The 23,257-nt window shown below is 74.2% G+C and carries 18 protein-coding genes, 1 tRNA gene and 1 pseudogene; 8 read left to right on the top strand and 12 right to left on the bottom strand.

Going from position 1 to position 23,257, the window contains the following annotated elements; genetic code table 11:
• The first annotated feature begins 4 nt into the window (after positions 1 to 4).
• The gene (locus CP984_RS25940; protein WP_003986907.1) at positions 5 to 1,150 is read left to right on the top strand and encodes an LLM class flavin-dependent oxidoreductase; all 1,146 of its coding nucleotides are present in this window, start codon (positions 5 to 7) and stop codon (positions 1,148 to 1,150) included.
• 95 nt (positions 1,151 to 1,245) lie between these two features.
• Here the strand turns inward: CP984_RS25940 and CP984_RS25945 are convergent, their stop codons facing one another.
• Positions 1,246 to 3,225 (bottom strand): putative bifunctional diguanylate cyclase/phosphodiesterase, encoded by a 1,980-nt coding sequence (locus CP984_RS25945; protein WP_226048700.1) that lies wholly within the window; start codon positions 3,223 to 3,225, stop codon positions 1,246 to 1,248.
• A gap of 294 nt (positions 3,226 to 3,519) precedes the next feature.
• Here CP984_RS25945 and CP984_RS25950 point away from each other — a divergent pair, with 294 nt between their 5' ends.
• Positions 3,520 to 4,770, top strand: coding sequence for a M6 family metalloprotease domain-containing protein (locus CP984_RS25950; protein WP_030182885.1), 1,251 nt, complete (start codon positions 3,520 to 3,522; stop codon positions 4,768 to 4,770).
• Between the two features lie 62 nt (positions 4,771 to 4,832).
• Here CP984_RS25950 and CP984_RS25955 read toward each other — a convergent pair.
• From CP984_RS25955 to CP984_RS25985, 7 genes are all read right to left on the bottom strand, one after another.
• A tRNA-Lys gene (locus CP984_RS25955) sits at positions 4,833 to 4,906 on the bottom strand.
• 140 nt (positions 4,907 to 5,046) lie between these two features.
• Entirely contained in the window at positions 5,047 to 5,739 is a 693-nt protein-coding gene (locus CP984_RS25960; protein WP_003986443.1) for a hypothetical protein, read from the bottom strand.
• Positions 5,740 to 6,179: 440 nt separating this feature from the next.
• Complete coding sequence (locus tag CP984_RS25965; protein ID WP_003986444.1) at positions 6,180 to 6,566, bottom strand: hypothetical protein; 387 nt, start codon at positions 6,564 to 6,566, stop codon at positions 6,180 to 6,182.
• Between the two features lie 227 nt (positions 6,567 to 6,793).
• The gene (locus CP984_RS25970; RefSeq protein WP_030182882.1) at positions 6,794 to 8,152 is read right to left on the bottom strand and encodes an AAA domain-containing protein; all 1,359 of its coding nucleotides are present in this window, start codon (positions 8,150 to 8,152) and stop codon (positions 6,794 to 6,796) included.
• Between the two features lie 26 nt (positions 8,153 to 8,178).
• A complete protein-coding gene (locus CP984_RS25975; RefSeq protein WP_003986446.1) occupies positions 8,179 to 9,726 on the bottom strand; it encodes a hypothetical protein in 1,548 nt (515 codons plus the stop codon).
• Positions 9,717 to 11,135 carry a hypothetical protein gene (locus tag CP984_RS25980; protein WP_003986447.1) on the bottom strand — a complete coding sequence of 473 codons (1,419 nt, stop codon included), beginning with the start codon at positions 11,133 to 11,135 and terminating at the stop codon, positions 9,717 to 9,719. The genes CP984_RS25975 and CP984_RS25980 overlap by 10 nt, the downstream gene beginning before the upstream one ends.
• Positions 11,032 to 12,084 (bottom strand): phosphatase PAP2 family protein, encoded by a 1,053-nt coding sequence (locus CP984_RS25985; RefSeq protein WP_003986448.1) that lies wholly within the window; start codon positions 12,082 to 12,084, stop codon positions 11,032 to 11,034. The genes CP984_RS25980 and CP984_RS25985 overlap by 104 nt, the downstream gene beginning before the upstream one ends.
• Before the next feature lie 343 nt (positions 12,085 to 12,427).
• On the opposite strand from CP984_RS25985, the gene CP984_RS25990 reads away from it, so the two are divergent.
• Positions 12,428 to 13,021 (top strand): histidine phosphatase family protein, encoded by a 594-nt coding sequence (locus tag CP984_RS25990; protein ID WP_003986449.1) that lies wholly within the window; start codon positions 12,428 to 12,430, stop codon positions 13,019 to 13,021.
• Between the two features lie 179 nt (positions 13,022 to 13,200).
• Here the strand turns inward: CP984_RS25990 and CP984_RS25995 are convergent, their stop codons facing one another.
• The gene (locus tag CP984_RS25995; protein WP_226048701.1) at positions 13,201 to 14,748 is read right to left on the bottom strand and encodes a tetratricopeptide repeat protein; all 1,548 of its coding nucleotides are present in this window, start codon (positions 14,746 to 14,748) and stop codon (positions 13,201 to 13,203) included.
• 233 nt (positions 14,749 to 14,981) lie between these two features.
• On the opposite strand from CP984_RS25995, the gene CP984_RS26000 reads away from it, so the two are divergent.
• Both CP984_RS26000 and CP984_RS26005 read left to right on the top strand, forming a co-directional pair.
• Positions 14,982 to 15,542 carry a hypothetical protein gene (locus CP984_RS26000; protein WP_003987166.1) on the top strand — a complete coding sequence of 187 codons (561 nt, stop codon included), beginning with the start codon at positions 14,982 to 14,984 and terminating at the stop codon, positions 15,540 to 15,542.
• Between the two features lie 56 nt (positions 15,543 to 15,598).
• Positions 15,599 to 16,465: a spermidine synthase gene (locus CP984_RS26005; RefSeq protein ID WP_003987167.1), complete on the top strand. Its 867-nt coding sequence runs from the start codon at positions 15,599 to 15,601 to the stop codon at positions 16,463 to 16,465.
• 40 nt (positions 16,466 to 16,505) lie between these two features.
• Here the strand turns inward: CP984_RS26005 and CP984_RS26010 are convergent, their stop codons facing one another.
• On the bottom strand, positions 16,506 to 17,087 hold the full coding sequence (locus tag CP984_RS26010; RefSeq protein WP_030182871.1) for a hypothetical protein: 582 nt from the start codon (positions 17,085 to 17,087) through the stop codon (positions 16,506 to 16,508).
• A gap of 197 nt (positions 17,088 to 17,284) precedes the next feature.
• On the opposite strand from CP984_RS26010, the gene CP984_RS26015 reads away from it, so the two are divergent.
• The 3 genes and pseudogenes from CP984_RS26015 to CP984_RS26025 form a co-directional block, all read left to right on the top strand.
• Positions 17,285 to 17,977, top strand: a complete 693-nt coding sequence (locus CP984_RS26015; RefSeq protein ID WP_003987170.1) for a response regulator transcription factor — start codon at positions 17,285 to 17,287, stop codon at positions 17,975 to 17,977.
• Between the two features lie 94 nt (positions 17,978 to 18,071).
• Complete coding sequence (locus tag CP984_RS26020) at positions 18,072 to 19,523, top strand: sensor histidine kinase (RefSeq protein WP_030182868.1); 1,452 nt, start codon at positions 18,072 to 18,074, stop codon at positions 19,521 to 19,523.
• 338 nt (positions 19,524 to 19,861) lie between these two features.
• A pseudogene (locus CP984_RS26025) lies at positions 19,862 to 20,758 on the top strand (chitinase); the annotation flags it as partial.
• Positions 20,759 to 20,853: 95 nt separating this feature from the next.
• Here CP984_RS26025 and CP984_RS26030 read toward each other — a convergent pair.
• Entirely contained in the window at positions 20,854 to 22,308 is a 1,455-nt protein-coding gene (locus CP984_RS26030) for a GH1 family beta-glucosidase (protein WP_030182865.1), read from the bottom strand.
• A gap of 97 nt (positions 22,309 to 22,405) precedes the next feature.
• Positions 22,406 to 23,248, bottom strand: coding sequence for a carbohydrate ABC transporter permease (locus CP984_RS26035; protein WP_003983264.1), 843 nt, complete (start codon positions 23,246 to 23,248; stop codon positions 22,406 to 22,408).
• Between the last annotated feature and the right edge of the window lie 9 nt (positions 23,249 to 23,257).

The following is a 23,257-nucleotide window of genomic DNA, read 5'->3' on the forward strand; positions in this document are numbered from 1 at the left end:
CACCGTGAGCGGCGACCACGACGAGATCCGGGGCACCGACGAGAACCGGGGGACCGGGGGAGTACCGGGCGACGGCATCCGGGGCACCGCCCGCGGCACCGCGCCGGTGCCGCTGTCCGTCCTCGACCTGGTGACCGTGGGCGCCGGGCACACCGCCTCCCAGGCCGTACGCACCGCCGTCGGCATCGCCCGCACGGCCGAGCGCCGCGGCTTCCACCGCTACTGGGTCGCCGAGCACCACTCGATGCCCGGCGTGGCCTCCTCGTCCCCCGCGGTGCTGCTGGCCCACCTCGCCGCGCACACCGACCGCATCCGGCTGGGCTCCGGCGGCGTCATGCTGCCCAACCACGCGCCGCTGATGATCGCGGAACAGTTCGGCACGCTCGAAGCGATGGCCCCCGGCCGGGTGGACCTGGGCCTCGGCCGGGCGCCCGGCACGGACGGCGCCACGGCGGCCGCCCTGCGTCGTACGGACCGCCTCCGCGAGGGAGCCGACGAGTTCCCGCAGCAGCTCGCCGAACTGACCCGTTTCCTGGACGACGACTTCCCGGACGGCCACCCGTACAGCCGCATCCACGCGGTGCCGGGCCCCGTCCAGGCCACGTCCCCCGGCGGGGTCCAGTCCCCGCACCGGCCGCCGCTGTGGCTGCTCGGCTCCTCCGGCTTCAGCGCCCAGCTGGCCGGCCGCCTGGGCCTGCCCTTCGCTTTCGCCCACCACTTCTCCGCGGCGAACACCGTCCCCGCGCTGGACCTGTACCGCGAGTCCTTCCGCCCCTCGGCGGTCCTGGACGCCCCGTACGCCCTGATCGGCGTCGGCGCGCTCGCCGCCGAGGACGAGAAGGAAGCACGCCGCCAGGTCCTCACCGGCGCGCTGTCCATGATCCGGCTGCGCACCGGGCGACCGGGGCTGATCCCCAGCCCGGAGGAGGCCGAGGCGTACACCTTCAGCGAGATGGAGCGCGACTTCGTCGACAGCTGGCTGTCCAACGTCATCTATGGCACCCCCGACGCGGTACGCACCGGCCTGGACGCCCTGGCCAAGCGCACCGGCGCCGACGAGCTGATGATCACCGCCAACGCGCACGGCGGGGACGCGCGGCTGCGCTCGTACGAGCTGATCGCGGACGCTTACGGGCTGCCGGAGGAGTAAGAGGGGCCGCCGTACGGGCGGGCGTGCCGGAGCGGGGGCGGATGCGTCGGAGCGGGCGGGGGAGCGCGCTGGTCCGCCCGCCCCCGCGGGCGCCGCTACGCGCCCGGCCGCGCCGCCTCCAACAGATCGCATACGCGGTCCGGGGGCACCGGGCGGGAGTACAGCCACCCCTGCCCGGTGTCGCAGCCGATACGGCGCAACCGTTCCGCCTGTTCGGCGCTTTCCACGCATTCCGCTGTGACCGTCAGGCCCAGCCGGTGTGCCAGGGACACCAGGGCCTCGACGATGGTCTCGTCCGCCGGGTTCGGGTGTTCCTGTGAGCGGAAGCCGCGGACGAAGGAGCCGTCCAGCTTCAGGACGGAGACCGGCAGCCGGCTGAGGTAGGCGAGGTTGGAGTAGCCGGTACCGAAGTCGTCGATGGCGATCCGTACGCCCATCTCGCTCAGCGCCTGGAGCGCCTGGAGCGGGCGGCCGGCCGAGCCCATCACGGCCGACTCGGTCAGCTCCAGCTGGAGCAGGGCCGGCGGCAGGCCGGTCTCGGCGAGGATGCCCGCCACGTCGGCGACCAGGTCGGAGTCCCACACCTGCCGTACGGCGACGTTCACGCTGACGAACAGCGGTTCGTCGCCGGGGCGGGCCAGCTGCCAGGCGCGGGCCTGATGGCAGGCGCGGGCCAGCACCCAGCGGCCGAGCTCGACGATCGAGCCGTTCTCCTCCGCCAATCCGATGAACCGATTCGGCGACAGTGTGCCGAACTGCGGATGCCGCCAGCGCACCAGCGCCTCGACGCCCTTCGCGCGCCCGTCGCCGAGCCCGACCAGCGGCTGGTACTCCAGCGTGAACTCGCCGCGGTCCACCGCCGGGCGCAGCGTGCTGGACAGGGCCTGGCGGGTCATCCGGTGGGCGTTGCGCTCGGGGTCGAAGAGCGTCCAGCGGGCCTTGCCGTCCTCCTTCGCCCAGTACAGCGTGGTGTCCGCGGCCTGCATCAGACCGGTGGCGGTGGTGCCGGTCGCCGCGCGCTCCACGACGCCGATGCTCGCGGAGACCGACAGCCGCTGCCCGGCCAGGTCGAACGGCCGCTGCAGCGCGTCCAGCACCCGCTGCGCCAGCTCGGCGAGCTGCTCGGTGCCGGCCGAGTCCTCCACCAGCAGCGCGAACTCGTCACCGCCGAGCCGCGCCACCAGATGCCCGCTGCCGCCGCGCGCCGCGCCGCGCCCGTCCAGGGTCTCGGCGCAGTGCGTCAGGCGCTGGGCCACCGCGCACAGCAGCCGGTCGCCGACCCGGTGGCCGAGGGTGTCGTTGACGGCCTTGAAGCCGTCCAGGTCGAGGTAGCACAGGCCGACCCGGCCCGTACCGTGCTGTTCGAAGGCGGCCGACTCCAGCGCGCCCGCCAGCCGCTCGAAGAACAGCGCGCGGTTGGGCAGCCGGGTCACCGGGTCGTGCATCTGGAGGTGGCGCAGCCGGGCCAGCAGGTCATGCCGGTCGCTGATGTCCGACACGGACAGCAGGACGCAGTCCTCGTCCGGCAGCGGTTCGACCGTCACCTCGGCCCACAGGAACTGCCCGTCGGGATGTTTCAGTCGTCGTGTGCAGCGCAGCCGGTCGCTGTGCCCGCACAGCACCTCCCGGTAGGCGGCCCAGATACGCGGGTCGGTGCCCAGTTCGGCCAGGTCGGCGGCGGTCGCCGCGACCAGGTCGTCCGGTGCCGCGCCGACCAGTTCGCCGAAGGCGGGGTTGGCGGCGAGGACCAGGCCGTCGCGGTTCAGTACGGCCAGGGGGACGCGGGCGGCCTGGAAGGCGGCGCGGTAGTCGCGCAGCGAGGCCGCCGAGCCGTCGCCGGCGTCCGGCTCGCCGCGGCCGGCCACGCGCGGCTCGTCGTGCGGGCCGGGCCGCCCGCCGGGCCGGGCGGGGCCGTCGGCCGTGTCGGTGCCGGTGGTGTGCGCGGGGCCGGAGGCGTCGTCCTGATCCCCGGCCGGTTCATTGGTCGGTTCATTACGCTCCGTCACCGCGGAGAGCGTCGTTCCGGGCGCGCGGCCCGTGCCGCCGGGGTATCCGCTCACTGCTCGCTCCCGCATGGCGCTTGTCTCGTGATGGAGGGGGGGGAATCCGCGCTGGAAAGTGTGGCGATCATAGAGGCTGCCGCAAGGGCCTATCCAGCGACGTAGCCGTGATCATCGGCACCCATGGCGGAACTTTGGCCATTTCCTTCCGGCTGTGTTCGTGCGTATCCGGTCAACGATCGATAGTGACTTTCCGTTACGGGCCAGGGAGTTGAGCCGGTCACTCGTCTGGGGCCCCGGAACAGGACGGATAACGGCGAATCACCACAAAGTGGTGAAGGTGCCCCGAATCCGTACTGGGAGGTCGATGTGCCGCGCGCCCAGCAACCTCCGGAGGTCGACCGCCACGTGCTGCGCCGGGTGGCCGCGGTGGCCACCTCCCTCAGCGCGGTCATAGCCACCTCCGTCATCACGGGTCCCGCGACCGCGTCCGAGGGCTCCCCGCCCTGCGCGCTGGCCCGTACCGACGCCCACCACTCCGAGGGGCTGGACACCTGGAACCGGGCCTATCCGAAGCCCCTGCGCACCCTCGACGCCGTCATGGTCTTCCTGTCCTTCCCGGACTCCGAGCCGGTCGCCGACCCCGGCGAGCTGGCCGCCGACTACTTCCCCTCCACCTCCCGCTTCTTCGAGCGCGCCTCGTACGGCCGCTTCGCGCTGCGCCCCGACATCCAGCGCCGCTGGGTACGGATGCCGCAGGTCTCCGGCTCGTACGGCATACGACGGGACTGGGACGCCGCCCGCCGCGGCGCCTACCTGCGCGACGCCGTCGCCGCCGCCGACGGCGTGGTGGACTTCAGCCGCTACGACGTGGTCTACCTCGTCGCCGACCCGGACGCGCCGGGCGTCGACTCCGACGCCACCAAGGTCGTCAACCTCGACCGGCCGCTGCGCGCCGACGACGCGGACCTGAGCCGGTTCGTCACCGTCTTCGAGCAGAGCCCCCCGGACCGCAATGTGCTCGCCCACGAGACCGGCCACGTCTTCGACCTGCCGGACCTCTACCACCGGCCGCGGGACGGCAAGGGCGACTGGGACACGTACGTCGGCGACTGGGACCTCATGGGCAGCCAGTTCGGGCTGGCCCCCGACCCCTTCGGCTGGCACAAGTGGAAGCTCGGCTGGCTGCGCGGCCGCCAGGTGACATGCGTCTCCCTGACCAGTGAGCCGCGCGACGCCGTCCACACGCTGCGGCCGCTGGCGGCCCCCATGGAGCCGGGCGACGAGCGGCGGTCGCGGCTGCTGGTCGTACGCACCGGGCCGCGCAGCGCGCTGGCCGTCGAGGCGCGCGGCGCGGTGGGCAACGACCGCGACGTGTGCGCCGAGGGCGTGCTGGTCTACCGCGTACGCAGCGAGACCGCGTCCGGGAGCGGTCCGGTGGAGGTCCTGGACGGCCACCCCGGTACCGAGGCGTGTTGGGGGACTTCCGTCTTCCCGCAGCTCGCTGATGCGCCGCTCGGCGAGGGGGAGAGCCTGGATGTCGCGGAGGACGGGGTGCGGGTCCAGGTGTACGGGCGGTCGTCCGCGGGGGACTGGACGGTCAAGATCGGCCGGAGCTGAGACCGCGGCCCCGCGGGCGCACGAAGAAGGCCCCCACCGAGGTGGGGGCCTTCTTCTGTCGGTGCGCCGCCAGGGACTCGAACCCCGGACCCGCTGATTAAGAGTCAGCTGCTCTAACCAACTGAGCTAGCGGCGCCTGCTGACGTGGAAAACATTAGCATCCTGATCGGGTGGCGCAAAAATCGATTCCGCGGGGCCGGTCCCGCGGGGGTGTGAGCGGGTTGCGGCGGGCCCTCAGGGTGGTGCCGTGAGGCGTCGCGGTGGCGGTGGCGCTGGTCACAGGGCCGGCGCGGAGCTGCCGGGTGCGTCGGCCGCTGGTTCGGCTCCGCCGGTGTGGACGCGGCGGGCGGCGCGTATGCAGGCCCAGAGCAGCGTGCCGGGGCCGGGCAGCCACGGATGGCGTACGTCGGGGGCGACCAGCCAGCGGGAGGTGGCGTCCGGGCGGTCGGGCTCCGGGCGGTCGGGCTCCGGGCGGTCGGGCTCCGGGGTGGGCGCGTCGCCGGTGGGGGCGGTGGGGGTGCCGTACGGCGGGTCCGGCCGCGCCGGGCGGTGCGGGAAGAGGGGCGGGACGGTCACCGCGTCGCCGGTGCCGTGGCAGAGCAGCGGCGGTACGGAGCCGGACCACTCCTCCCAGCCGAGCAGGGCGGGCAGCCGCCGGGCCGTGCCGGGCTCGGCGAACAGCAGGATGCGGCCGCGGTGGGTGGCGACCGGCCCGGACCCGGGCCCCGCGGTCCATAACCGGTCCACCAGCTCGCGGCCGAAGAGCGCGGGCGCGTTGATCACGTCGAAGACGCTGCCGCACGGGAGCGTGCTCGGCGCGTCCGGACAGGCCGCCCACCGGGCGTGCACGCTCTCCGGGCAGGGGTCGGCGGAGGCGAGCCAGTCGGCGCCGGCGAGGGTGACGTACGACGCGGTGTGGAACGTGGCGGAGGCGGGACGGCGGGGGTGCTCGGAGGGCCAGTCGCTCATGGGCCCAGGTGTACCGGTAGGCGGTGTTCCGTTTCTGCGGAATGGCCGAAATCGGGACAGGACGGGGCGGTGTGGGGTATGTTTCCGCGCCCGCATATGCCAGTGGCCCATGATCGGTTGGGGGGATCATGAGGTGGGGTGGTCGGGGGTGTGGGTTGGGGGCGGTTCGGGGTGCGCGGATCGGGGTCGGGATTCGGGGGTGGGGCGTCGGGTGCCTGCCGGTTTCGGTCCGCGCGGGTGCCGGTTCTTTGTGCCGGTCCCCGGCCCCGGCTCTAGGGCCCGGTCGGATACCGGTCCCCGGCCCCGGCTCTAGGTCCCGGCCGGATACCGGTCCCCGGCACCGGTTCCAGGGCCGGGTCGAGTGCCGGTCCCGGTCGGACACCGGCCCGCATCCCCGCCGACCCCGGCCCTCATCCCCGCCGACCCGCCGCCCCCGGGCCTCAGTCCCTGGGCTCCAGGCGGTTGTCGCCGCTGCTGCGCAGCAGGCCGCGGCCGAACTCGACCATCTTCGCGGCGTAGTCCTCGGTCCAGTCGGCGCGCTCCGCGATCACGGCGAGCGGCAGCCGGTCGAAGCGCTTGGGGTCGGCGAGCTGGGCCGCCGCCATCGCCTGGAACTCCGTGGCCCGGTCCGCCGCCGCGCGGAAGGCGAGCGTCAGCTCCGTGGCGCGGGCGAGCAGTTCCTTGGGGTCCTCGATGGACTCCAGGTCGAAGAAGTGCTCGGGGTCGGACGTGGCCTCCGGAGGCTCGAAGAGCAGCGGAGCCGGTTTCAGGCGCCGGGGCGCCGGGGCCGTCCCGCGCGGGTCGGGAGCCGGTTGCGGCTCGGACATGTACGTACCTCCTGGATCGTGTGCCGCGTTCCATTGTCCCGCGCCGCGCAAGTGCGCCTGGGGGTGCGCCCGTCCGGCCGGGCAGGGCGCGTCACTCGGCGCGCGCCTGACGATGCGCCTCGCACTGCCACCGTACGACCGTACGCCGCGCGCGAGGGCGAAAGTGCGCCGCGCCGAGGGACGAGAGCCCCCGGGGACAAGCCCGCCACACAGAGGCTGGAGCGAAGTCAGGTGTGCCATGCCACCCGATGTTCGTTCAGGTGCGCGAGCACCGCATGGTTCGCTTCCCAGCCGTCCGGGAACTTGACCGTGACGCCCAGTTGGACCGGTTCCGCCGACGGGTGTTCGTCCAGCAGGTCGGCGACGCCCGCGCGGCAGACGACGATGCAGGCGTGCCGGTGGCGGGAGGCGAGGACGCACAGGCGGCCGGTTTCCAGGTGGAAGGCGGTCGCGTCGGGGCGGCCGGAGAGCGGGTGGAGGAAGACCGTGACGTCGAACTCCCGGCCCTGGAGGCGGTTGGCGGTGTCCACCGCCACGCCGCTGACGCCGAGCCCGGCCAGCGCGGTCCGTACCGCCGCCGCCTGGTCGCGGTGCGCCGTGCCGACCGCGATCCGGTCGGCGGTCAGCGGCGCGGGGGCGGGGGAGCGCTCGCTGGTCGCCGCGCCGCCCCGGTCCAGCAGCCGCCGTACCACCTGCGCGATGGCGTGCACCGCCTCCGGGTCGGTGCGCGGGGTGTGCCGGGCGGGCAGTTCGAGCAGGCCCCAGCCGGACTCGGCGGCCTCGTCCAGGACGCGGTCCACGCCCGAACCGTCCGAGGGCACCCCGAAGGCGAGCCGGCGGTCACCGTGGTCGGTGCCGCTGCGGAACGGCGTGTACGGGTAGAACGCGTCGGAGACCAGCCGCGCGGCGGAGGCAGGCAGCCGCCACGACACCGGCAGCCGGTGCTGCGGCAGGCCGGGGTTGTGCGCCAGCAGGGTGGTCACGGCGCTGGCCGACGGGTCGTAGGCCAGCCCGGCCCACTGGTCGGCGCCCACCACGCTGAACGGGTCCAGCTGTCCCGGGTCGCCCACGAACAGCGCCCGCTCGAACAGCCCGCCGACGGCGAGCAGCGCGTCCGAGCGCATCTGGTACGCCTCGTCCACGATGGCGTGCTGCCACGGCTCGTCGACCTTCGTGTACGCCCATTTGGCGGCCGTCGAGACGACGATGTCCAGCCCGGCCAGGTCGGCGATCTTGGCGGACGTACGGACGGCGGGCAGCTCCGCGAGCGCCGGGTCGAAGGCGCCCGGCTCGCTGCTGTGCAGCCGCCCCACCGGCAGTTCCGGGTCCTTCTCGGCGATGCGCAGCACAAGATCGTCCACCTGCGCGTTGGTCTGCGCGACGATCATCAACGGGCGTCCGGCGGCGGCCAGTTCGCGGGCCGCCCGCACCACCAGCGTGGACTTGCCCGCGCCGGGCGGCGAGTCCACGACGACGCCGCGGTGCGTGCCGTGCAGCGTGCTGTGCACGATCGCGTCGGTGGCCTCGGCCGCCGCCGCGCCGGGATCGAAGGGTGCCGCGCCGTCCGCCCGCCGGGCGGCGGGCACCTCGGGGGAGGCGGAAGGGGCCTCGGTCACAGGAAGTCCTCCGCGGTGACGGGGTCGGGCAGGTCGACGGGCAGAGTGTCGGCGGCGGGCGGGCCGCCGTGCGTCCACGGCGTGTCCTCGGGGTCGGGCAGCTCCGGACCGCCCCGTGGCTGGTGCTCGAACAGGGTCCAGCACACCCGGTCGCCGGGCTCGGGCACCGACCCGGGCTCCGGGGTCTTGCCGCGCCCCATCCCGCCGGTCAGCCGCACGACCAGACCGGACGGGCCGTCCGTCGTGTACGCGACAAACTCGGCGGGCTGGCTCTTCCCGTCCGGCAGCGGCCGGTACAGCTTGCCGCCCTCGGTCAGCTGCGGCCGGTCGTCCGTCCACAGCGTCACCAGCGGGCGCGGCATCGGCCGCTTGCCCTGCGAATACGCCATCTCGACCCCGGTCACCTCGCCCACCAGGGCCTCTCCGGCGAGCCGCCGCGCCGCCATGACCAGCGGGTCGTCGAGCGCCTCCTGCGCGTCCAGCTGCGCCTGGGCGGTCTCCCGGGAGGACAGTTTCTGCGCGGCCGTGATCGCGTCGTCCCGCTTGGGCTGCGGCGGCTCACCGGCCCGTACCCGGTCGCGGTGGGAGGTGTACGACCATCGGTCGCGCTTCCAGCGGTCGGCCACCCGGGCGCCCTCCGGCAGGGCCCGCAGCAGGTCGATGCCCCGCCACACGGCGTCCCAGGCGGGACGCAGCTGGCTCTCCACCAGGTCGCGGATCTCGTCCTCGGCACCGGGCAGCCCGGCGTCGTAACGGGCCATCGCCGGCGCGAGGCGCTTGTTGTCGAAGGCCGGGTCCGTGGCGGGACCGGCCGGCGGGCACAGCAGCTGGCCGGCCGCGTCCCGTGCGGTCTCGGCGCGCTCGGCGGCCGTCGCGCCGTGCTCGCCCTCCGGCGGGTCTATCCAGGCCAGCAGCGCGCCGAGGTGCTGGTCCTCCAGGTTGCTCTGGCCGGTCGCCCAGTGACGGGCGAGCAGCCCGGTCATCGGCAGCAGCAGGCTCGCGCCCGGCACCCGGGCCCGCTCGCCGAAGTGCGTGAACCAGCGCCCGAGCAGCGGCACATGGGGCGGCGCGGGATGCGGGGTGTCCGGCTCCTGCTCGGCGGTCCGCCGGAAGCGCATGGACCGGCCCAGCAGACGTACGTACTCCACGCCCGCCGCACTCGGCACGATCACCTGCGGCGCGTCCGCGCACAGCTCGACCTCGACCGGCACCTTCTTGCCGGTCTCCGGGTCGGTCTCCTTGCGCTCCTCCAGCTCGACGGTGTCCGCGTACCCGTCCACATACGGCAGGACGGTCTCGGCCAGCTCGGCGAGGAAGGCGAACCGCAGGTCACGGTCGCGCGGCTGCGGCACGGCGAGCAGCAGCGGCTTCTCGCGGTCCGTACCGACCAGCGCGCCCAGCGGCGCGCCCGCCTCACCCGCGGTCGTCAACGGGACGAAGACCAGCGGCCGTTCGGAGAGGTGACGGTGGCGGACCGTGGCCAGCGGCTGCGCGCGGCCCGCCGCCACGGCCTCCATCCTGGCGAGCACTTCGATCAACGACATGGGGCCTCCTCCGCCTGTGCAGACGCCTGCGCACGGCGCGCCGCGGCCAAGGCTTCGCTACGAAGTGCGGCCGCGCGGCGCAGGGCCTCGGTGGCGGGGGCGTCGGGGGAGAGGTCCGTATCCGGGTGGTCGTCCGCGCCTGCCCGGCCGTGCGGGAGCGTCGTGGCGTCCGTACGCGCCTGGTCGTCCGCGCCTGCCCCGCAGCCCGTACGCGCCCGGCTGCCCACGCCCGTACGGCCATCGCCCGCACGGCCGCCTCCCGTACCGTCCTCCGCACGCCCCGTACCCGCCGCCTCCAACACCTCCGCGACCGTACGCAGCCCGCCCAGCTCGCCGCGCACTCCGCGGCCCAGTGACTCCACCGCGCCCGCGGCGCGGGACCGGCCGCGGCAGTGGAAGGCCAGCTCGCAGGCGGCCAGGCACTCCGGCGCGTACGCCGCGTCGACCGCTTTCACCGCCTCGGCCAGCTCTTCGGCGGACCGCGTCACCGTCTTGCCGTCGTCCGCGAGCCGCAGGTCGAAGGTGGTGCCGGGCGGGAGCTGCCCGGCGATCTCCTCGACCTTCGTGAGGCGCTGCAACTGGCGTCTGGTCGTCGCCAGTTGCTTACGGACGTCGACGGCCTCGGCGGTGGGGAGGTTCGCGAAGTCCTTCGGGCAGACCAGCAGCACCCGGTCGCGCACCGGCACCGTACGGCCGGTGGCGGCGGCCACCTGGGCGGCCACCCGCTCCAGTGCCAGGACGTACACCGCGGCCTGCCGGGCGGCGGCGCCCACCTTGGCCGGGTCGGCGGCGCCGTCGATCATCGGGAAGGACTTGATCTCCACGACCGTCCAGCCGCCGTCCGGATGCACCACGACCGCGTCCGGCTCCAGATAGGCGGGCGACCCGGCCACCTCCAGGGTGAGCATCGGGTGGTCCAGGAGGGTCCAGCCGCCGGCGGTGGTGGCCTCGCGCAGCGCCAGGGCCGTACGGGCGGCACGCCCCTCGGGACCGGCGGCGGAGAGGTCGGGGACGGCGACCGCGCCGGGCTCGGGCGGCGCCGCGCCGGCGTCCATGCGCTCGTGCAGCAGGCGCATCAGGTCGGCGCCGTCGTCCGCCTTCACGCGGGCCTCGAACGAATTGCCCCGGGCCAGGGCGAACTGCGACTGCCCGAAGGGCGCGGGGGAACCGAGGGCGCCCGCGAGCGCCGCCTTGTCGACCCCGGCGCCGTCCAGCAGGGAGCGGCGGCGGCAGCCCGGGTTGGCGGCCAGCGCGGCGAGCGCCCGGGCGTCCAGCGGCCGCGGCCGCACGCCGGGGCCGCGCAGCTCACTGAGCCGCTGCCGCAGCCCCGTCGTCGGCTGCGGCAGCGGAGGCGGCTGCCGCGGCGGTCGGTCGGCCGCGGCGGGTCGGCTGTCGCGGAATACGTTCACCCGCGGAAGTCTCGCATCCGTCACTGACATTCGCGGGTGTGCCCGCCGCCCCGGCCGCCACGGAACCGCCCACGGCCCCCGCCGCCCCGCCCGCCACGAGGCCGCTGACGCCGCCCGGAACGGAACTCACGCCAGGCCCCGCCGCGCCGGTCACCGTTCCGGAACCCACACCCGGCCGCGTCGCGCCCGCCGCCCCGCGCACCCGTTCCGCGAGCCGCAGCGCCGGGCGTGTCAGCAGCAGGCCCAGTCCCATCACGGCCGTACCGGCGAGCGCGTCGAGCAGGTAGTGGTTGGCCGTACCCATCACCACCAGCACGATGACCAGCGGATACGCCACCGCGAGGGCCCGCGTCGCCCGCGACCGGCCGTGCTTCCACAGGACCACCCCGCACCACAGCGCCCACCCCACGTGGAGGCTGGGCATCGCCGCGAACTGGTTCGTCATGCCGCCGAGCCCGCGCGGCGCGCTCGCGTCGCCGCCCCACCAGCCGTACGAGGAGAACCGCGCCATGGTGTCCGCGAACCCGCTGCCCGTGTCCAGCAGGCGCGGCGGCGCGGTCGGCAGCAGCGTGAAACCGATCAGCCCGATGAGCGTGGCCAGCATGAGCCATGTCCGCAGCGTCCGGTAGTGCGCGGGACGCCGGTGCCACAGCCATATCAGGACGGCGGGCGTGATCAGGTAGTGCAGCGAGGCGTACGCGAAGTCGGCGGGTATGCCGAGGGCGGGCGTGGCGGTGAAGAGACGGTTCAGCGCGCGCTCCGGATCGATCCGCAGCAGCTCCTCCCACCGCAGAATCGTCTCTCCGTGCCCGGCGGCGGCGTGCGCGTCACCCCGGGCCACGAGCCGGCCCGCGGAGTAGGCCGCGTACACGAGGGCGAGCAGTGGCAGTTCCGTCCACCACCGCGGCCGGCTGCCGGCTGCCGCGTGGCGGCGCGCTGCGGCGTCCATCCTGGTCGTTCTCCAACGTGCGTGGCCCGTGGCGGAGCGGTCACCGGGCCTGGTGCGAGGGGTGCGCGGTGCGCTGCGGCACCCGCCGGCGCGAAAACGCCGACCCTCCACCGTACGCTGTATAGCTCGCTGCCGTGGAACGGGAGGGGCCGGGTCCGGCACCGCGGGCCGGTGCGCGATGATGGAACGGACGGACAGCGTCGGAAAACGACAGGAGCCGGGCATCGAGCGCGGCAAAAGTCGGTCACAAGCACGACAAGAGTCGGGCGACAGTCGAGCAAAACCGAGCTCCGATGGGGCTCCGAGCACGGAAGAGCCGAGCGATCGGCCAGAGGTATTCCCCATGGCACCGCGCATTCTGCTGGCCCGGCACGGGCAGACGGAGTGGTCCCTGTCCGGCAAGCACACCGGCCGTACGGACATTCCGCTCCTGGAGGAGGGCCGCCGCGGCGCCAAGCTCCTGGGCGAGCGGCTGCACCGCGCCCCGTGGAACGGCCTGCCGGACGTCGAGGTCCGTACCAGCCCCCTGGTGCGCGCCAAGGAGACCTGCGAGCTGGCCGGCTTCGACGACCGCGCGCAGGACTGGGACGCGCTGATGGAGGTCGACTACGGCGCGTACGAGGGCCTGACGCCCGCCGAGATCAAGGCGGGCCGCCCGGACTGGTTCATCTGGCGCGACGGCGTCCCCGAGGGCGAGACGCTGGCCGAGGTCGCGGCGCGCGCCGACGAGGTCGTGGCGTGGGCGCGCTCGGCCGACCGCGACGTGCTGGTCTTCGCGCACGGCCACATCCTGCGCTCCCTGGGCGCCCGCTGGCTCGGCCTGGACATCTCCTTCGCCGCCCGCATCCGCCTGGAGCCGACCTCCCTGTCGGTACTGGGCTGGGCATACGGAGAACCGGCGATCGAGCGCTGGAACGACACCGGTCACCTGGGCTGACCTGGTCGTCTGAGCCTGTCTGGTCGGCTGGGCCGGTCTGGTCGTTTGAGGCGTGGCCACCTGGGCCGATCGATCCTCCGGGGCGGGCCACGGCTGGGGCGGGCCCCACGGCCGGACCGGCGCTTGCGCCGGAGCGCGGCTGACGCAAGGGCGCGGCTGCTACGCCGTACGCCCCGCCCTCAAGCCGTGAACGCCCCGGCCGCACCATCCCCCCGCTGCTCCGGCAGCGCACCGCCCGCCCGCCGCGCCCCCTGCCGGCCCGGCTTCCGGGAAGCCTGCGGCCGGGCGGCCGCGTGCCGGTCCAGGAAGGCCGCCACCTGGTTGGCCGCGCTTCCCGTGCCGCCGCGGTACGGCCGCAGCGCCCGCGCCGTCGCGTCCAGCATCGTCCGGATACGGGCCGACCGTACGCCCTCCAGGAGCACCAGCACCCGCGTCCCGGCCGCCGCGGCCTCCTCGGGCGCCCGGCTGAGCGCGAGGTCGCCCGCCAGCTCCGCGGTGAACAGGGCGATGTTGCGCGTGAAGTGCGCGTCCTGGAGCGCCACCGCCCGGCGCGCGAGCGTCGCCGCGCGCTCCTGCTCGCCCAGCGCCGACCAGCACTGCGCCTCCAGGCCCGCCAGCTCCGCCTCCCCGTAGAACGACATCCACTCGGGATCTTCGTCGGACGGCCCCTCGGCGAAGAGCCGCTGCGCCCGCAGCAGCGCCTGCTCACAGCTGCGGCGGTCGCCCAACCCTGCCCAGCCGCCCGCCTCGCGCAGCGCCAGGAGCGACCGCAGGCGCGGCGACCCGAGGCCCCGGGCGGCCAGTTGCCCGGCCTGCGCCGCGCGGACGGCCTCCCGGGGGCGGTGCGCGTCGCGCGCCAGGAAGGAGGTGTTGCAGAACGCGTGCGCCTCCAGGGCGGCGTCACCGGCGACCCGGGCGGTGGCCAGCGCTTCCGCGTAGTGCGACCGGGCGTCGCCGAACCGGCCCGAGTCGTGCGCCAGCCAGCCGACGGAGATGGCCAGCTCGCCCGCGCCCGCGTGCAGACGGTCGCTCACGGACCGGCGGTGCACCTCGGCGTCCAGCAGTTCGTACGCGGTGCGCAGCGGCCGCGCCGCGCGCCGGTAGAGGCCCTCGCCGCCGTGCCGGTCGTCCAGCAGCCGGATGCGGCGCACCGCCTCCTCGACCGACGCGGCCTCGGCCTCACCGGCCCGCCCGGGCCCGTCCGCCGGGCGGGCGGCCGGTACGCGGCGGGGGACGGCGGCGGCCTCCGGGGCGAACGGGGGCAGCGCGGTGAGCCCCAGGGCGGCGGCCGGGCCGCCGGTGATGAACGTGCGACGCTGCACGTCGCTCTCCTTGCCGGTATCGGTGCACATATCGGGGGCGCCGGGTCCGGGCCCGGCACCTGAAGGGCCGCCGGACGCCGGTACGCCTGCGTCCGCTGCCGTACGGGCCCGCCGCCCGCGCACCGTCTCCCGCGGCGCGAACCCCAGGTCAGCGAGCGTGAGCCCGGGGAACATGTGGCGGAACACCCGCTCGTAGGCGTAGTTGGGGCAGCGGATCTCCCCGGCCTCGACGCGGCCCACGTACCGGGCGTCACACGCGACCTGTTCCCCGATCTCGCGGGCGGCGCGGCGCACCGACGCCGCGAACTCGCCCGGTGAGAGCCGCCCGCGCAACTGCCGGAAGGCGTGGTTCGGCTGTGCGGGGACGTGCGGGGACGACGCTGGTCCCGCTGGCTGCGGCGCCATGGCAGACCCTCCGTGCCATCTCCGTGGCGGGTGCCGCGGCCTGGCGGTGCGGCGGAACGAACCGTACTAGCTGTGACCTCGCCGACACGCAGAGTTTGGCTACAAACCGGATATCTCACGCACGATCCGCCATGAAGTGCCATTCATTGCGGTGTCCTGCCGCCGTAGCCGTTGACGTGTCCGGACGTTGAACAGGACGTAAAGGGAGCGGCGTGTGCGGAGGAGGGGTTGGCGTGCGGGAGACCGGCGTGGCCAAGGTCAGGACTGCCGTGGGCGGCGAGCCGGGAGCCGCCGGTGCGGCGCACGGCGGCAGCGCGCGCTCCGGCCGCGCGGCGCACCCGAACGGCCGTGCGCCGGGGCACGGTTCACCCGCCGTGGACCGGCGCTGGCCCTCCGCGGAGCTCGGCCTGCTCCCCGAGGCGCCGCGGACCTGCGATCTGGTGACCGTGCCGGCCCGTCAGGGCCTGGAGGCGGTCGACATCCTGCGGCTGCGCGCCGGCGTCGGCCCGGTCCTGCACGACGGCGCGTGCGACACCCTCGGTTTCCTGGTGCCGCCGGGCACGGCCGACGGCTGGGACCTGCCGGGCAGCGCGTGTACGCAGACGTACGAGCGCGAGGTGCCCGCGGACGGCGCGCGGGCCGCCGACGGCGCCCCCGTCGAGCCGCCCGTCGCGGGCACCGACTGGCTGGTGTCCCCGGAAGGCGCGTGCGGCACGGCCACCGATCCCATCGTCCTGCGTGAGGCCCTCGGCGAGGCGGCCCGCACCATCGAGGCCGTCGACCGCTGCTGCTGAGCCCACTGCCTCCACCGGGGCCGTCCTGACCTGCGGATACGCGGCATACTGGAGGCATGGCGAAGAGCAGGCGCGGCCGGTCCCGTACGGGTCCCGAGCCCGTGGTGGAAACCGTGGACGGCGGCGTCGCCGAGCTGCGCCCCGACCGCGACCGGCCGCGCGGCTGGACGCTGCTCCTCGACGGCGCCCCGCAGTCGCACGTGGACCTGGACGATCCGACGTACCTGGACTTCGCGTACCAGCGCCGGCTCGGCCACATCGTCGACCTCGCCGCGCCGCCCGGCCGCCCCCTCCAGGTCGTGCACCTGGGCGGCGGCGCGCTGACCATGGCGCGCTACGTCGCGGCCACCCGCCCCCGCTCGACCCAGCAGGCCGTGGAGATCGACGCGCCGCTGGTCCAACTCGTCCGCCGTGAACTGCCGCTGGACAGCGCGTGGCGGATCAGGGTGCGCGGCGCGGACGCCCGCGCGGGGCTCGCGAAGATCCCGGACGGCTGGGCGGACCTCGTGATCGCCGACGTGTTCCGCGGCGCCCGCACCCCGGCGCATCTGACCAGCGTCGAGTTCGCGGCAGAGGTGGCGCGGGCGCTGCGGCCCGGCGGCTGGTACGCGGCCAACCTCGCGGACGGCCCGCCGCTGGCCTTCGTACGGGCGCAGATCGCCACCGTCCGTACGGTCTTCCCCGAGCTGTGCCTGACCGCCGACCCGGCCGTCCTGCGAAGCAAACGATTCGGCAACGCCGTCCTGCTCGCCGCCACCGGGGAACTCCCCGTCGCCGAGCTGACGCGGCGCGCCGCGACCGACCCGCAGCAGGGCCGCGTCGAACACGGGCGCGCGCTGCTGGACTTCACCGGGGGAGCGCAGCCGGTGACGGATGCGACCGCAGTGGACTCACCGTCCCCGCCGCCCGCCGTCTTCAAGTAAGCAAGCCTGCTCTACGAGTGCGGCCAACCTGCGGCACGGTTCAGGCGTGGGTGTCCGTCTGGACGAGCGGCGGGTGGCCGTTCCAGGTGCAGAAGACCGATGTACGCCCCGTGCCGCCGGTGAAGTCGACCCGGATCCACTCGTTCTGCTGCCATACCTGCATCTGCCAGCCCGAGTCCGGGGTGGCCGACACCAGCTCGGCCGAGCGGGTGCCCATGTCGAGGACCACCCGGCCGCCGGCGGTGTCGAAGCTCTTGACCGTGCCGCTCGTGGTGGCCGGGGTGTCGCCGCCGGGCGGGTGCGGCCCGCTGCCCGTGCCTTTTCCGCCGCTTCCGGAACCGCTGCCGCCGGACTCCTTGGAGGGGGCGGTCGGTTTCCCGGACGATCCGGGGCGCGCGGAGGGCGAACCGGAGGGCTTGGGGCGGTGCGTGGAGGAGGCGCGGGGCGAGATCCCGCCGTCGGTTTCGGGGTGTGCGGACGGCGCGTGGTCGGAGAGCGGGAGCGCGCGCGGCGGATCGTACGCCGTACCGGCCAGCACGGTGTGCACGCCGAACCACGACAGCGTGACGGCGGCGCCCGTCGCCATCGTCCAGGCCGCCGTGTGAACCAGTCCTCTGTGCATCCGGCTCATATTGCACCACGTGCCGGAGGTGGTCAGGAGCAACGGCCCCCGTACGGACGGGACATAGCCGGTGCGGAGGGACGATCCGGGACGGTCCGGGGACAGTGGTCGAGACCCGTCGAAAGAGGGCCGGAGCGGCCGCCTTCCGCGTCAACCTCGCGTAAGGAAATGCCCGCTCATGGCGTACGGTGCCGCCCATGGCAAGTGTGCTCGTGGTCGAGGACGACCAGTTCGTGCGCTCGGCCCTCATCCGCCATCTGACCGAGGCGTCCCACACGGTACGCAGCGTCGGTACGGCCCTTGAGGCGCTGCGCGAGGTGGCCCACGTCGGCTTCGACGTCGTCATCCTGGATCTCGGCCTGCCCGACCTGGACGGGGCCGAGGCCCTGAAGATGCTGCGCGGAATCACCGACGTACCCGTGATCATCGCGACGGCGCGGGACGACGAGGCCGAGATCGTCCGGCTGCTGAACGACGGCGCCGACGACTACCTGACCAAGCCGTTCTCGGTGGAACACCTCTCCGCCCGGATGGCCGCCGTGCTGCGCCGCTCCCGGGGCGCCGCCGCGGGCGGCGAACCGCCCTCCCGGGTGCTCCAGGTGGGCGGCCTCAGCATCGACCCGCTGCGCCGGCAGGCCGAACTCGACGGGACGCCACTCGACCTGACGCGCCGCGAGTTCGACCTGCTCGCCTTCCTCGCGGGCCGCCCGGGCGTCGTCGTGCCCCGCAGGGAACTGCTCGCCGAGGTCTGGCAGCAGTCGTACGGCGACGACCAGACCATCGACGTCCACCTCTCCTGGCTGCGCCGCAAACTGGGCGAAACGGCCGCACAGCCCCGGTACCTGCACACCCTGCGCGGGGTAGGCGTGAAACTGGAGCCTCCGCTGTGACGCGCGCCCGGAGCGAGCGCGGAAGGACGGCGCACACGCCGGAGCCGCCCGCGCGGACCGGGGACTTCCCGGAGTGTTTCCCGGAGCCCGTGGCGTGAGATGGGCCCTGGTCAAGGTGTGTCTGGCGGTCACCGTGATGGTCGTGGTGGCGTTCGCCGTACCGCTCGGACTCGTCGTCAAGGAGATGGCCAAGGACCGCGCCTTCTCCAACGCCGAACGGCAGGCGGCCACCATCGGCCCCGTCCTGGCCATCACCACCGACCGCACACAGCTGGAACGTGCCGTCGCCAGCACGGAGAGCGGGCCCGGCGGGTACATCGGTGTACACGTACCGCCGGCCGAGAAGGGCGGCCGGCCTGCCGAGATCGGCTCCCGGCGGGCCCGGCCCGCGGACGTCGAGGCCGCCGTCGGCCTCGGCCGCGCCTCCATCGCGCCCGCGCCCGGCGGCTCCGTGCTGCTCCAGCCCACCGCCGTGGCCTCCGGCATCGCGGTGGTCGAGGTGTACGTGCCGGACGCCGCGCTCACCAACGGCGTCGGCACCTCCTGGGCGCTGCTCGCGGGCGTCGGCCTGGCGCTGATCGTCGGCTCGGTCGCCGTCGCCGACCGCCTGGGCACCCGTATGGTGCGGCCCGCCGAACGCCTCGCCGGTGCCGCCCACGACCTCGGCAAGGGCAAACTGGGCGTGCGCGTACGGGAGGACGGCCCCAGGGAACTGCGCTCGGCAGCCGCCGCGTTCAACGCGATGGCGGACCAGGTCGTCCAGCTCCTGGCCAACGAACGCGAGCTGGCCGCCGACCTCTCGCACCGCCTGCGGACGCCGCTGACCGTGCTGCGCCTGAACGCCGCCTCGCTCGGCGAGGGCCCGGCGGCCGAGCAGACCCGCGAGGCGGTCGCCCAGCTGGAGCGCGAGGTCGACCAGATCATCCGGACCGCGCGCCAGCAGCGGGCCCACGCCCAGCAGGCCGCCGCCGCGGCGGGCTGCGACGCGGCCGAGGTGATCCGGGAACGCATGGATTTCTGGTCGGCGCTCGCGGAGGACGAGGGGCGCACGGTGCGGGTCGCGGGCGCGGACCGGCCGGTACGCGTCCCCGTCGCGCGCTCCGATCTGGCCGCCGCGCTGGACGCGATGCTCGGCAACGTCTTTCGCCACACCCCCGAGGGCACCGCTTTCGCGGTGGACGTGCACAACGCCGAGGACGCGGTGATCGTGCTGGTCTCGGACGCCGGGCCGGGCATCGCCGACCCGGACGCGGCCCTGCGGCGCGGCCACGGGGACGGCGGCGACGGGTCCACCGGGCTGGGCCTGGACATCGTGCGGCGGCTGGCGGAGTCGACCGGCGGGGACGTACGTCTCGGCCGGTCCGTACTGGGCGGCACGGAGGTACGGGTGTGGCTGGCGCTGGACGGCGCCCGGAGGGCGCGCGCGGGACGCCGGCGGCACACGGGGCACCGGCTGCGCCGTCGGCTGGGGCGGCGCCTGGGCCGCTCGCGGGGTCGCCGGGCGGCGGGGCGTGCGGGCGGTTCCGGCGGTTCCGGCACGGAGTGAGGTGCCGGGGCCGGGCTGTTCCGCGACCGATCGGCCTTCGCGCTTAACCGTTCCCTTTCGGTCCCTTAAGAGCGTCATAAGCCTTTCATCTGCCGCGCCGTAACCGGCATTTGTCCGTTTCCTGATCGCTAGCGTGCGGGACGCACCACAGCACCTCCGTCCCCCCATGACGAACAGGCAGGCACGACATGAGTTCCTCGGCACACCGCCGTCGCAAGAGCCGCAAGGCCAAGCTGATCGGTACGGTCGCGGCGGCCGCACTGGCGGCGGGCGGCGGCTTCGCGGTCGCCGGCTCGGCGCTGGCCACCAAGGCCCCGGAAGCCGGCGCCGCGGCCAAGGCGGGCGCCGCCTTCTCGCCGTACATCGACACGTCCCTGTACCCGCCCTACGACATGGCCGACACCGCGAAGAAGACCGGGGTGAAGACCTTCAACCTGGCCTTCGTCACGTCCGGCGGCGGCTGTACCCCGAAGTGGGGCGGCTTCGGCGGGCTGGGTGACGACGCGGTGGCGAAGCAGATCCCCGCGCTGCGCAAGGCCGGCGGGGACGTGCGGGTCTCCTTCGGCGGCGCCAACGGCTCCGAGCTGGGAGTGGCCTGCAAGTCGGCGAACGAGCTGGCCGCCGCGTACGGCAAGGTCATCGACCAGTTCGCGCTGAAGAAGGTCGACTTCGACATCGAGGGCGGTGCGCTGCCCGACGCCGCCGCCAACACCCGCCGTGCGCAGGCCATCGCGCAGCTCCAGAAGAAGCACCCGGGCCTGGACGTCTCCTTCACGCTGCCGGTCATGCCCGAGGGCCTGACGCAGGACGGCGTGAACCTCGTCGCCGACGCCAAGAAGAACGGTGTGAAGATCTCCGCCGTCAACATCATGGCGATGGACTACGGCGCCTCCTACGACGGGGACATGGGCAAGTACGCCATCCAGGCCGCCACCGCCACCCAGCGCCAGCTCAAGAAGACCCTCGGCCTCGGGGACGCGGCCGCCTGGAAGGCCGTCGCCGTGACCCCGATGATCGGCGTCAACGACGTGCAGAAGGAAATCTTCAAGGTCGAGGACGCCAAGGAACTGGTCACGTTCGCTCAGTCCAAGCACCTCGCCTGGCTGTCGATGTGGTCCTCGACGCGGGACAAGGCGTGCCCGGGCGGCCCGCAGAACTCCGCGCAGCCGACGTGCAGTTCCGTCGCGCAGGGCCCGCTCGACTTCACCAAGGCGTTCGGCGCGTACCAGGGCTGACCGGCGCACAACCGAGCCACCCCCCGGGCGGGACACAGCGGCCACCCCCCACCGCTGTGTCCCGCCGCTCCTATGGGGCGCTCGGTCTCGTCGCCTTACGGAGCGGCCACTCCAGGGCTCAGGGCGGGCAGTTCATTGGTGCGCGCCACGTTCGCGTACCAGTGGGCGCTCGCCTTGGGCGTGCGGGCCTGCGTCGTGAAGTCCACGTGCACCGCGCCGAAGCGCTTGCCGTAGCCGTACGCCCACTCGAAGTTGTCCATCAGCGACCACAGGAAGTACCCGCGCAGGTCGGCGCCCTCGGCCAGGGCACGGTGCGCGGCGGCGAGGTGGGCGTGCAGGTAGGCGATGCGCTCCGGGTCGTGCACCGCGCCCTCGGCGTCCGGCCGGTCCTCGTACGCCGCGCCGTTCTCGGTGATGTACAGGGGCAGGCCGGGGGCCTCCCGGTGCATCCGCATGAGCAGGTCGTACAGGCCCGTCGGATCCACGGACCAGCCCATCGCCGTGCGGTCGCCCGGCGGCTGGTGGAACGCCACCCGGTCGGCGCCCGGCCAGGGCGAATGCATACTGGCACCGTGCCCGTCGTGCCGCGGCGGCGGGGCGTTGTCAGTGCCGGCTGATACCACTGTGGGTGTGTAGTAGTTGATGCCCAGCGCGTCGAGGGGGTGCTTGATGACGGTGAGGTCACCATCGCGGACGAAGCTCCAGTCGGTGAGGTGCGCGGTGTCCGCGAGGAGATCGGCGGGGTACGCGCCGCGCAGCAGGGGCCCGGTGAAGATACGCGTCGCCAGCGCGTCGATCCGCCGCTGAGCCTCCAGGTCCTCGGGTGCGTCGGAACGGGCCCGCACGGCGGCCGGGTTGAGGCTGATCATCACCTGGCCACGGGCGGGCAGCGCGGCGCGCAGTGCCTGGGCGGCGAGCCCGTGCGCGAGGTTGAGGTGATGCGCGGCGCGCAGCGCGGCCACCGGGTCGCTGCGGCCCGGCGCGTGCACCCCTGATCCGTAACCGAGGAACGCGCTGCACCACGGCTCGTTGAGAGTGGTCCACCACTCGACGCGGTCGCCGAGCGCCTCCGCCACGATCGCCGCGTAGTCGGCGAAGCGCTGTGCGGTGTCCCGGTGCGGCCAGCCGCCTCCCGAGGCGGAGCCGCCGTGGATGTCGGCCTCCAGCTCCTGCGGCAGGTCCCAGTGGTAGAGCGTGAGCACCGGCCGGATGCCGCGGGCGAGCAGGCCGTCGACGAGCCGGCGGTAGAAGTCGAGCCCGCGCTGTACGGCGGGCCCGCGGCCGGTCGGCTGCACCCGCGGCCAGGAGACGGAGAAGCGGTAGGCCCCGAGCCCGAGGGCCGCCATCAGCTCCAGGTCCTCGTGGCGCCGGTGGAAGTGGTCGACGGCGACGTCACCGGTGTCGCCGCCGGCGACCTTGCCGGGGGTGTGGCTGAAGGTGTCCCAGATCGACGGGGTGCGGCCGCCCTCCCGGGCGGCGCCCTCGACCTGGTAGGCGGAGGTGGCCGCGCCCCAGAGGAAGCCGGGCGGGAAACGAAGGGGGCAGGACATGGCGGTACTCCCGTTCACGAGGGCGCGGTGCACGGCACGGGCCGTGCGGAGCGCGTGGCGCGAGTGGTGCATGAGGTACGTGTGGTGCGGGCACCGGTCAGCCCTTGACCGCGCCCTGCATGATCCCCCCGACGATCTGCTTGCCGAACAGGACGAACGCGATGAGCAGCGGCAGCGTGCCGAGCAGCGCGCCCGCCATGATCACGGACTGGTCGGGGATGAAGCCGCGGCCCAGGCCGGTGAGCGCGACCTGCACGGTCGGGCTGCCGTTCTGGGTGAGCGCGATGATCGGCCAGAAGAAGTCGTTCCACGCCTGGACGAAGGTGAGCAGCCCCAGGACGGCCATCGCCGGGCGGGCGGCCGGGAAGACGACGTGCCACACGACCCGCCAGCTGTTCGCGCCGTCCGTGCGCGCGGCCTCGATCAGCTCGGTGGGCAGCGCCCGGAGCAGATACTGCCGCATGAAGAAGACCCCGAAGGCGCTGACCAGCGTGGGCAGGATGACGGCCTGGAGGTGGTCGGTCCACTCCAGCTCCGCGATGGTCATGAACAGCGGCACGACCCCGAGCTGCGGCGGCACCATCATCGTGCCGATGACGAGCAACAGCAGCAGCCGCTTCGCCCGGAAGCGCAGCTTGGCGAACGCGAACCCGGCCACCGTCGAGAAGACCACCGTGCCCGCCGCGACCGTCGTCGCGACCACCGTGGTGTTCAGCAGCGCGGTGCCCATGTTGGCGTCGGTCCAGGCCGTACCGAGGTTCTTGAGCAGGTTCCCGCCGAACCAGAACGGCGGCGGCGTCTGGGCGAGCCGGGTGTTGTTGCGGGAGGCGGCGACGGCGGTCCACAGCAGCGGGAAGAGCGAGCCCGCGGTGAAAAGGATCAGCACCGCGTAGGTCACCTTGCCGCCGTGCAGCTGCCGGCCGGCGCGTCGGGCTGTCATGGCTCCTCC

Source organism: Streptomyces rimosus (assembly GCF_008704655.1).
Taxonomy (GTDB): Bacteria; Actinomycetota; Actinomycetes; order Streptomycetales; family Streptomycetaceae; genus Streptomyces; species Streptomyces rimosus.

Coding starts and splice junctions, on each gene's coding strand:
- CP984_RS25985 (WP_003986448.1), bottom strand. CDS start 12,084: ATGGACGCCGCAGCGCGCCGCCACGCGGCAGCCGGCAGCCGGCCGCGG.
- CP984_RS26005 (WP_003987167.1), top strand. CDS start 15,599: ATGGCGAAGAGCAGGCGCGGCCGGTCCCGTACGGGTCCCGAGCCCGTG.
- CP984_RS26010 (WP_030182871.1), bottom strand. CDS start 17,087: ATGCACAGAGGACTGGTTCACACGGCGGCCTGGACGATGGCGACGGGC.
- CP984_RS25960 (WP_003986443.1), bottom strand. CDS start 5,739: ATGAGCGACTGGCCCTCCGAGCACCCCCGCCGTCCCGCCTCCGCCACG.
- CP984_RS26035 (WP_003983264.1), bottom strand. CDS start 23,248: ATGACAGCCCGACGCGCCGGCCGGCAGCTGCACGGCGGCAAGGTGACC.
- CP984_RS25965 (WP_003986444.1), bottom strand. CDS start 6,566: ATGTCCGAGCCGCAACCGGCTCCCGACCCGCGCGGGACGGCCCCGGCG.
- CP984_RS25995 (WP_226048701.1), bottom strand. CDS start 14,748: ATGGCGCCGCAGCCAGCGGGACCAGCGTCGTCCCCGCACGTCCCCGCA.
- CP984_RS25990 (WP_003986449.1), top strand. CDS start 12,428: ATGGCACCGCGCATTCTGCTGGCCCGGCACGGGCAGACGGAGTGGTCC.
- CP984_RS26015 (WP_003987170.1), top strand. CDS start 17,285: ATGGCAAGTGTGCTCGTGGTCGAGGACGACCAGTTCGTGCGCTCGGCC.
- CP984_RS26030 (WP_030182865.1), bottom strand. CDS start 22,308: ATGTCCTGCCCCCTTCGTTTCCCGCCCGGCTTCCTCTGGGGCGCGGCC.
- CP984_RS25975 (WP_003986446.1), bottom strand. CDS start 9,726: ATGTCGTTGATCGAAGTGCTCGCCAGGATGGAGGCCGTGGCGGCGGGC.
- CP984_RS25945 (WP_226048700.1), bottom strand. CDS start 3,225: ATGCGGGAGCGAGCAGTGAGCGGATACCCCGGCGGCACGGGCCGCGCG.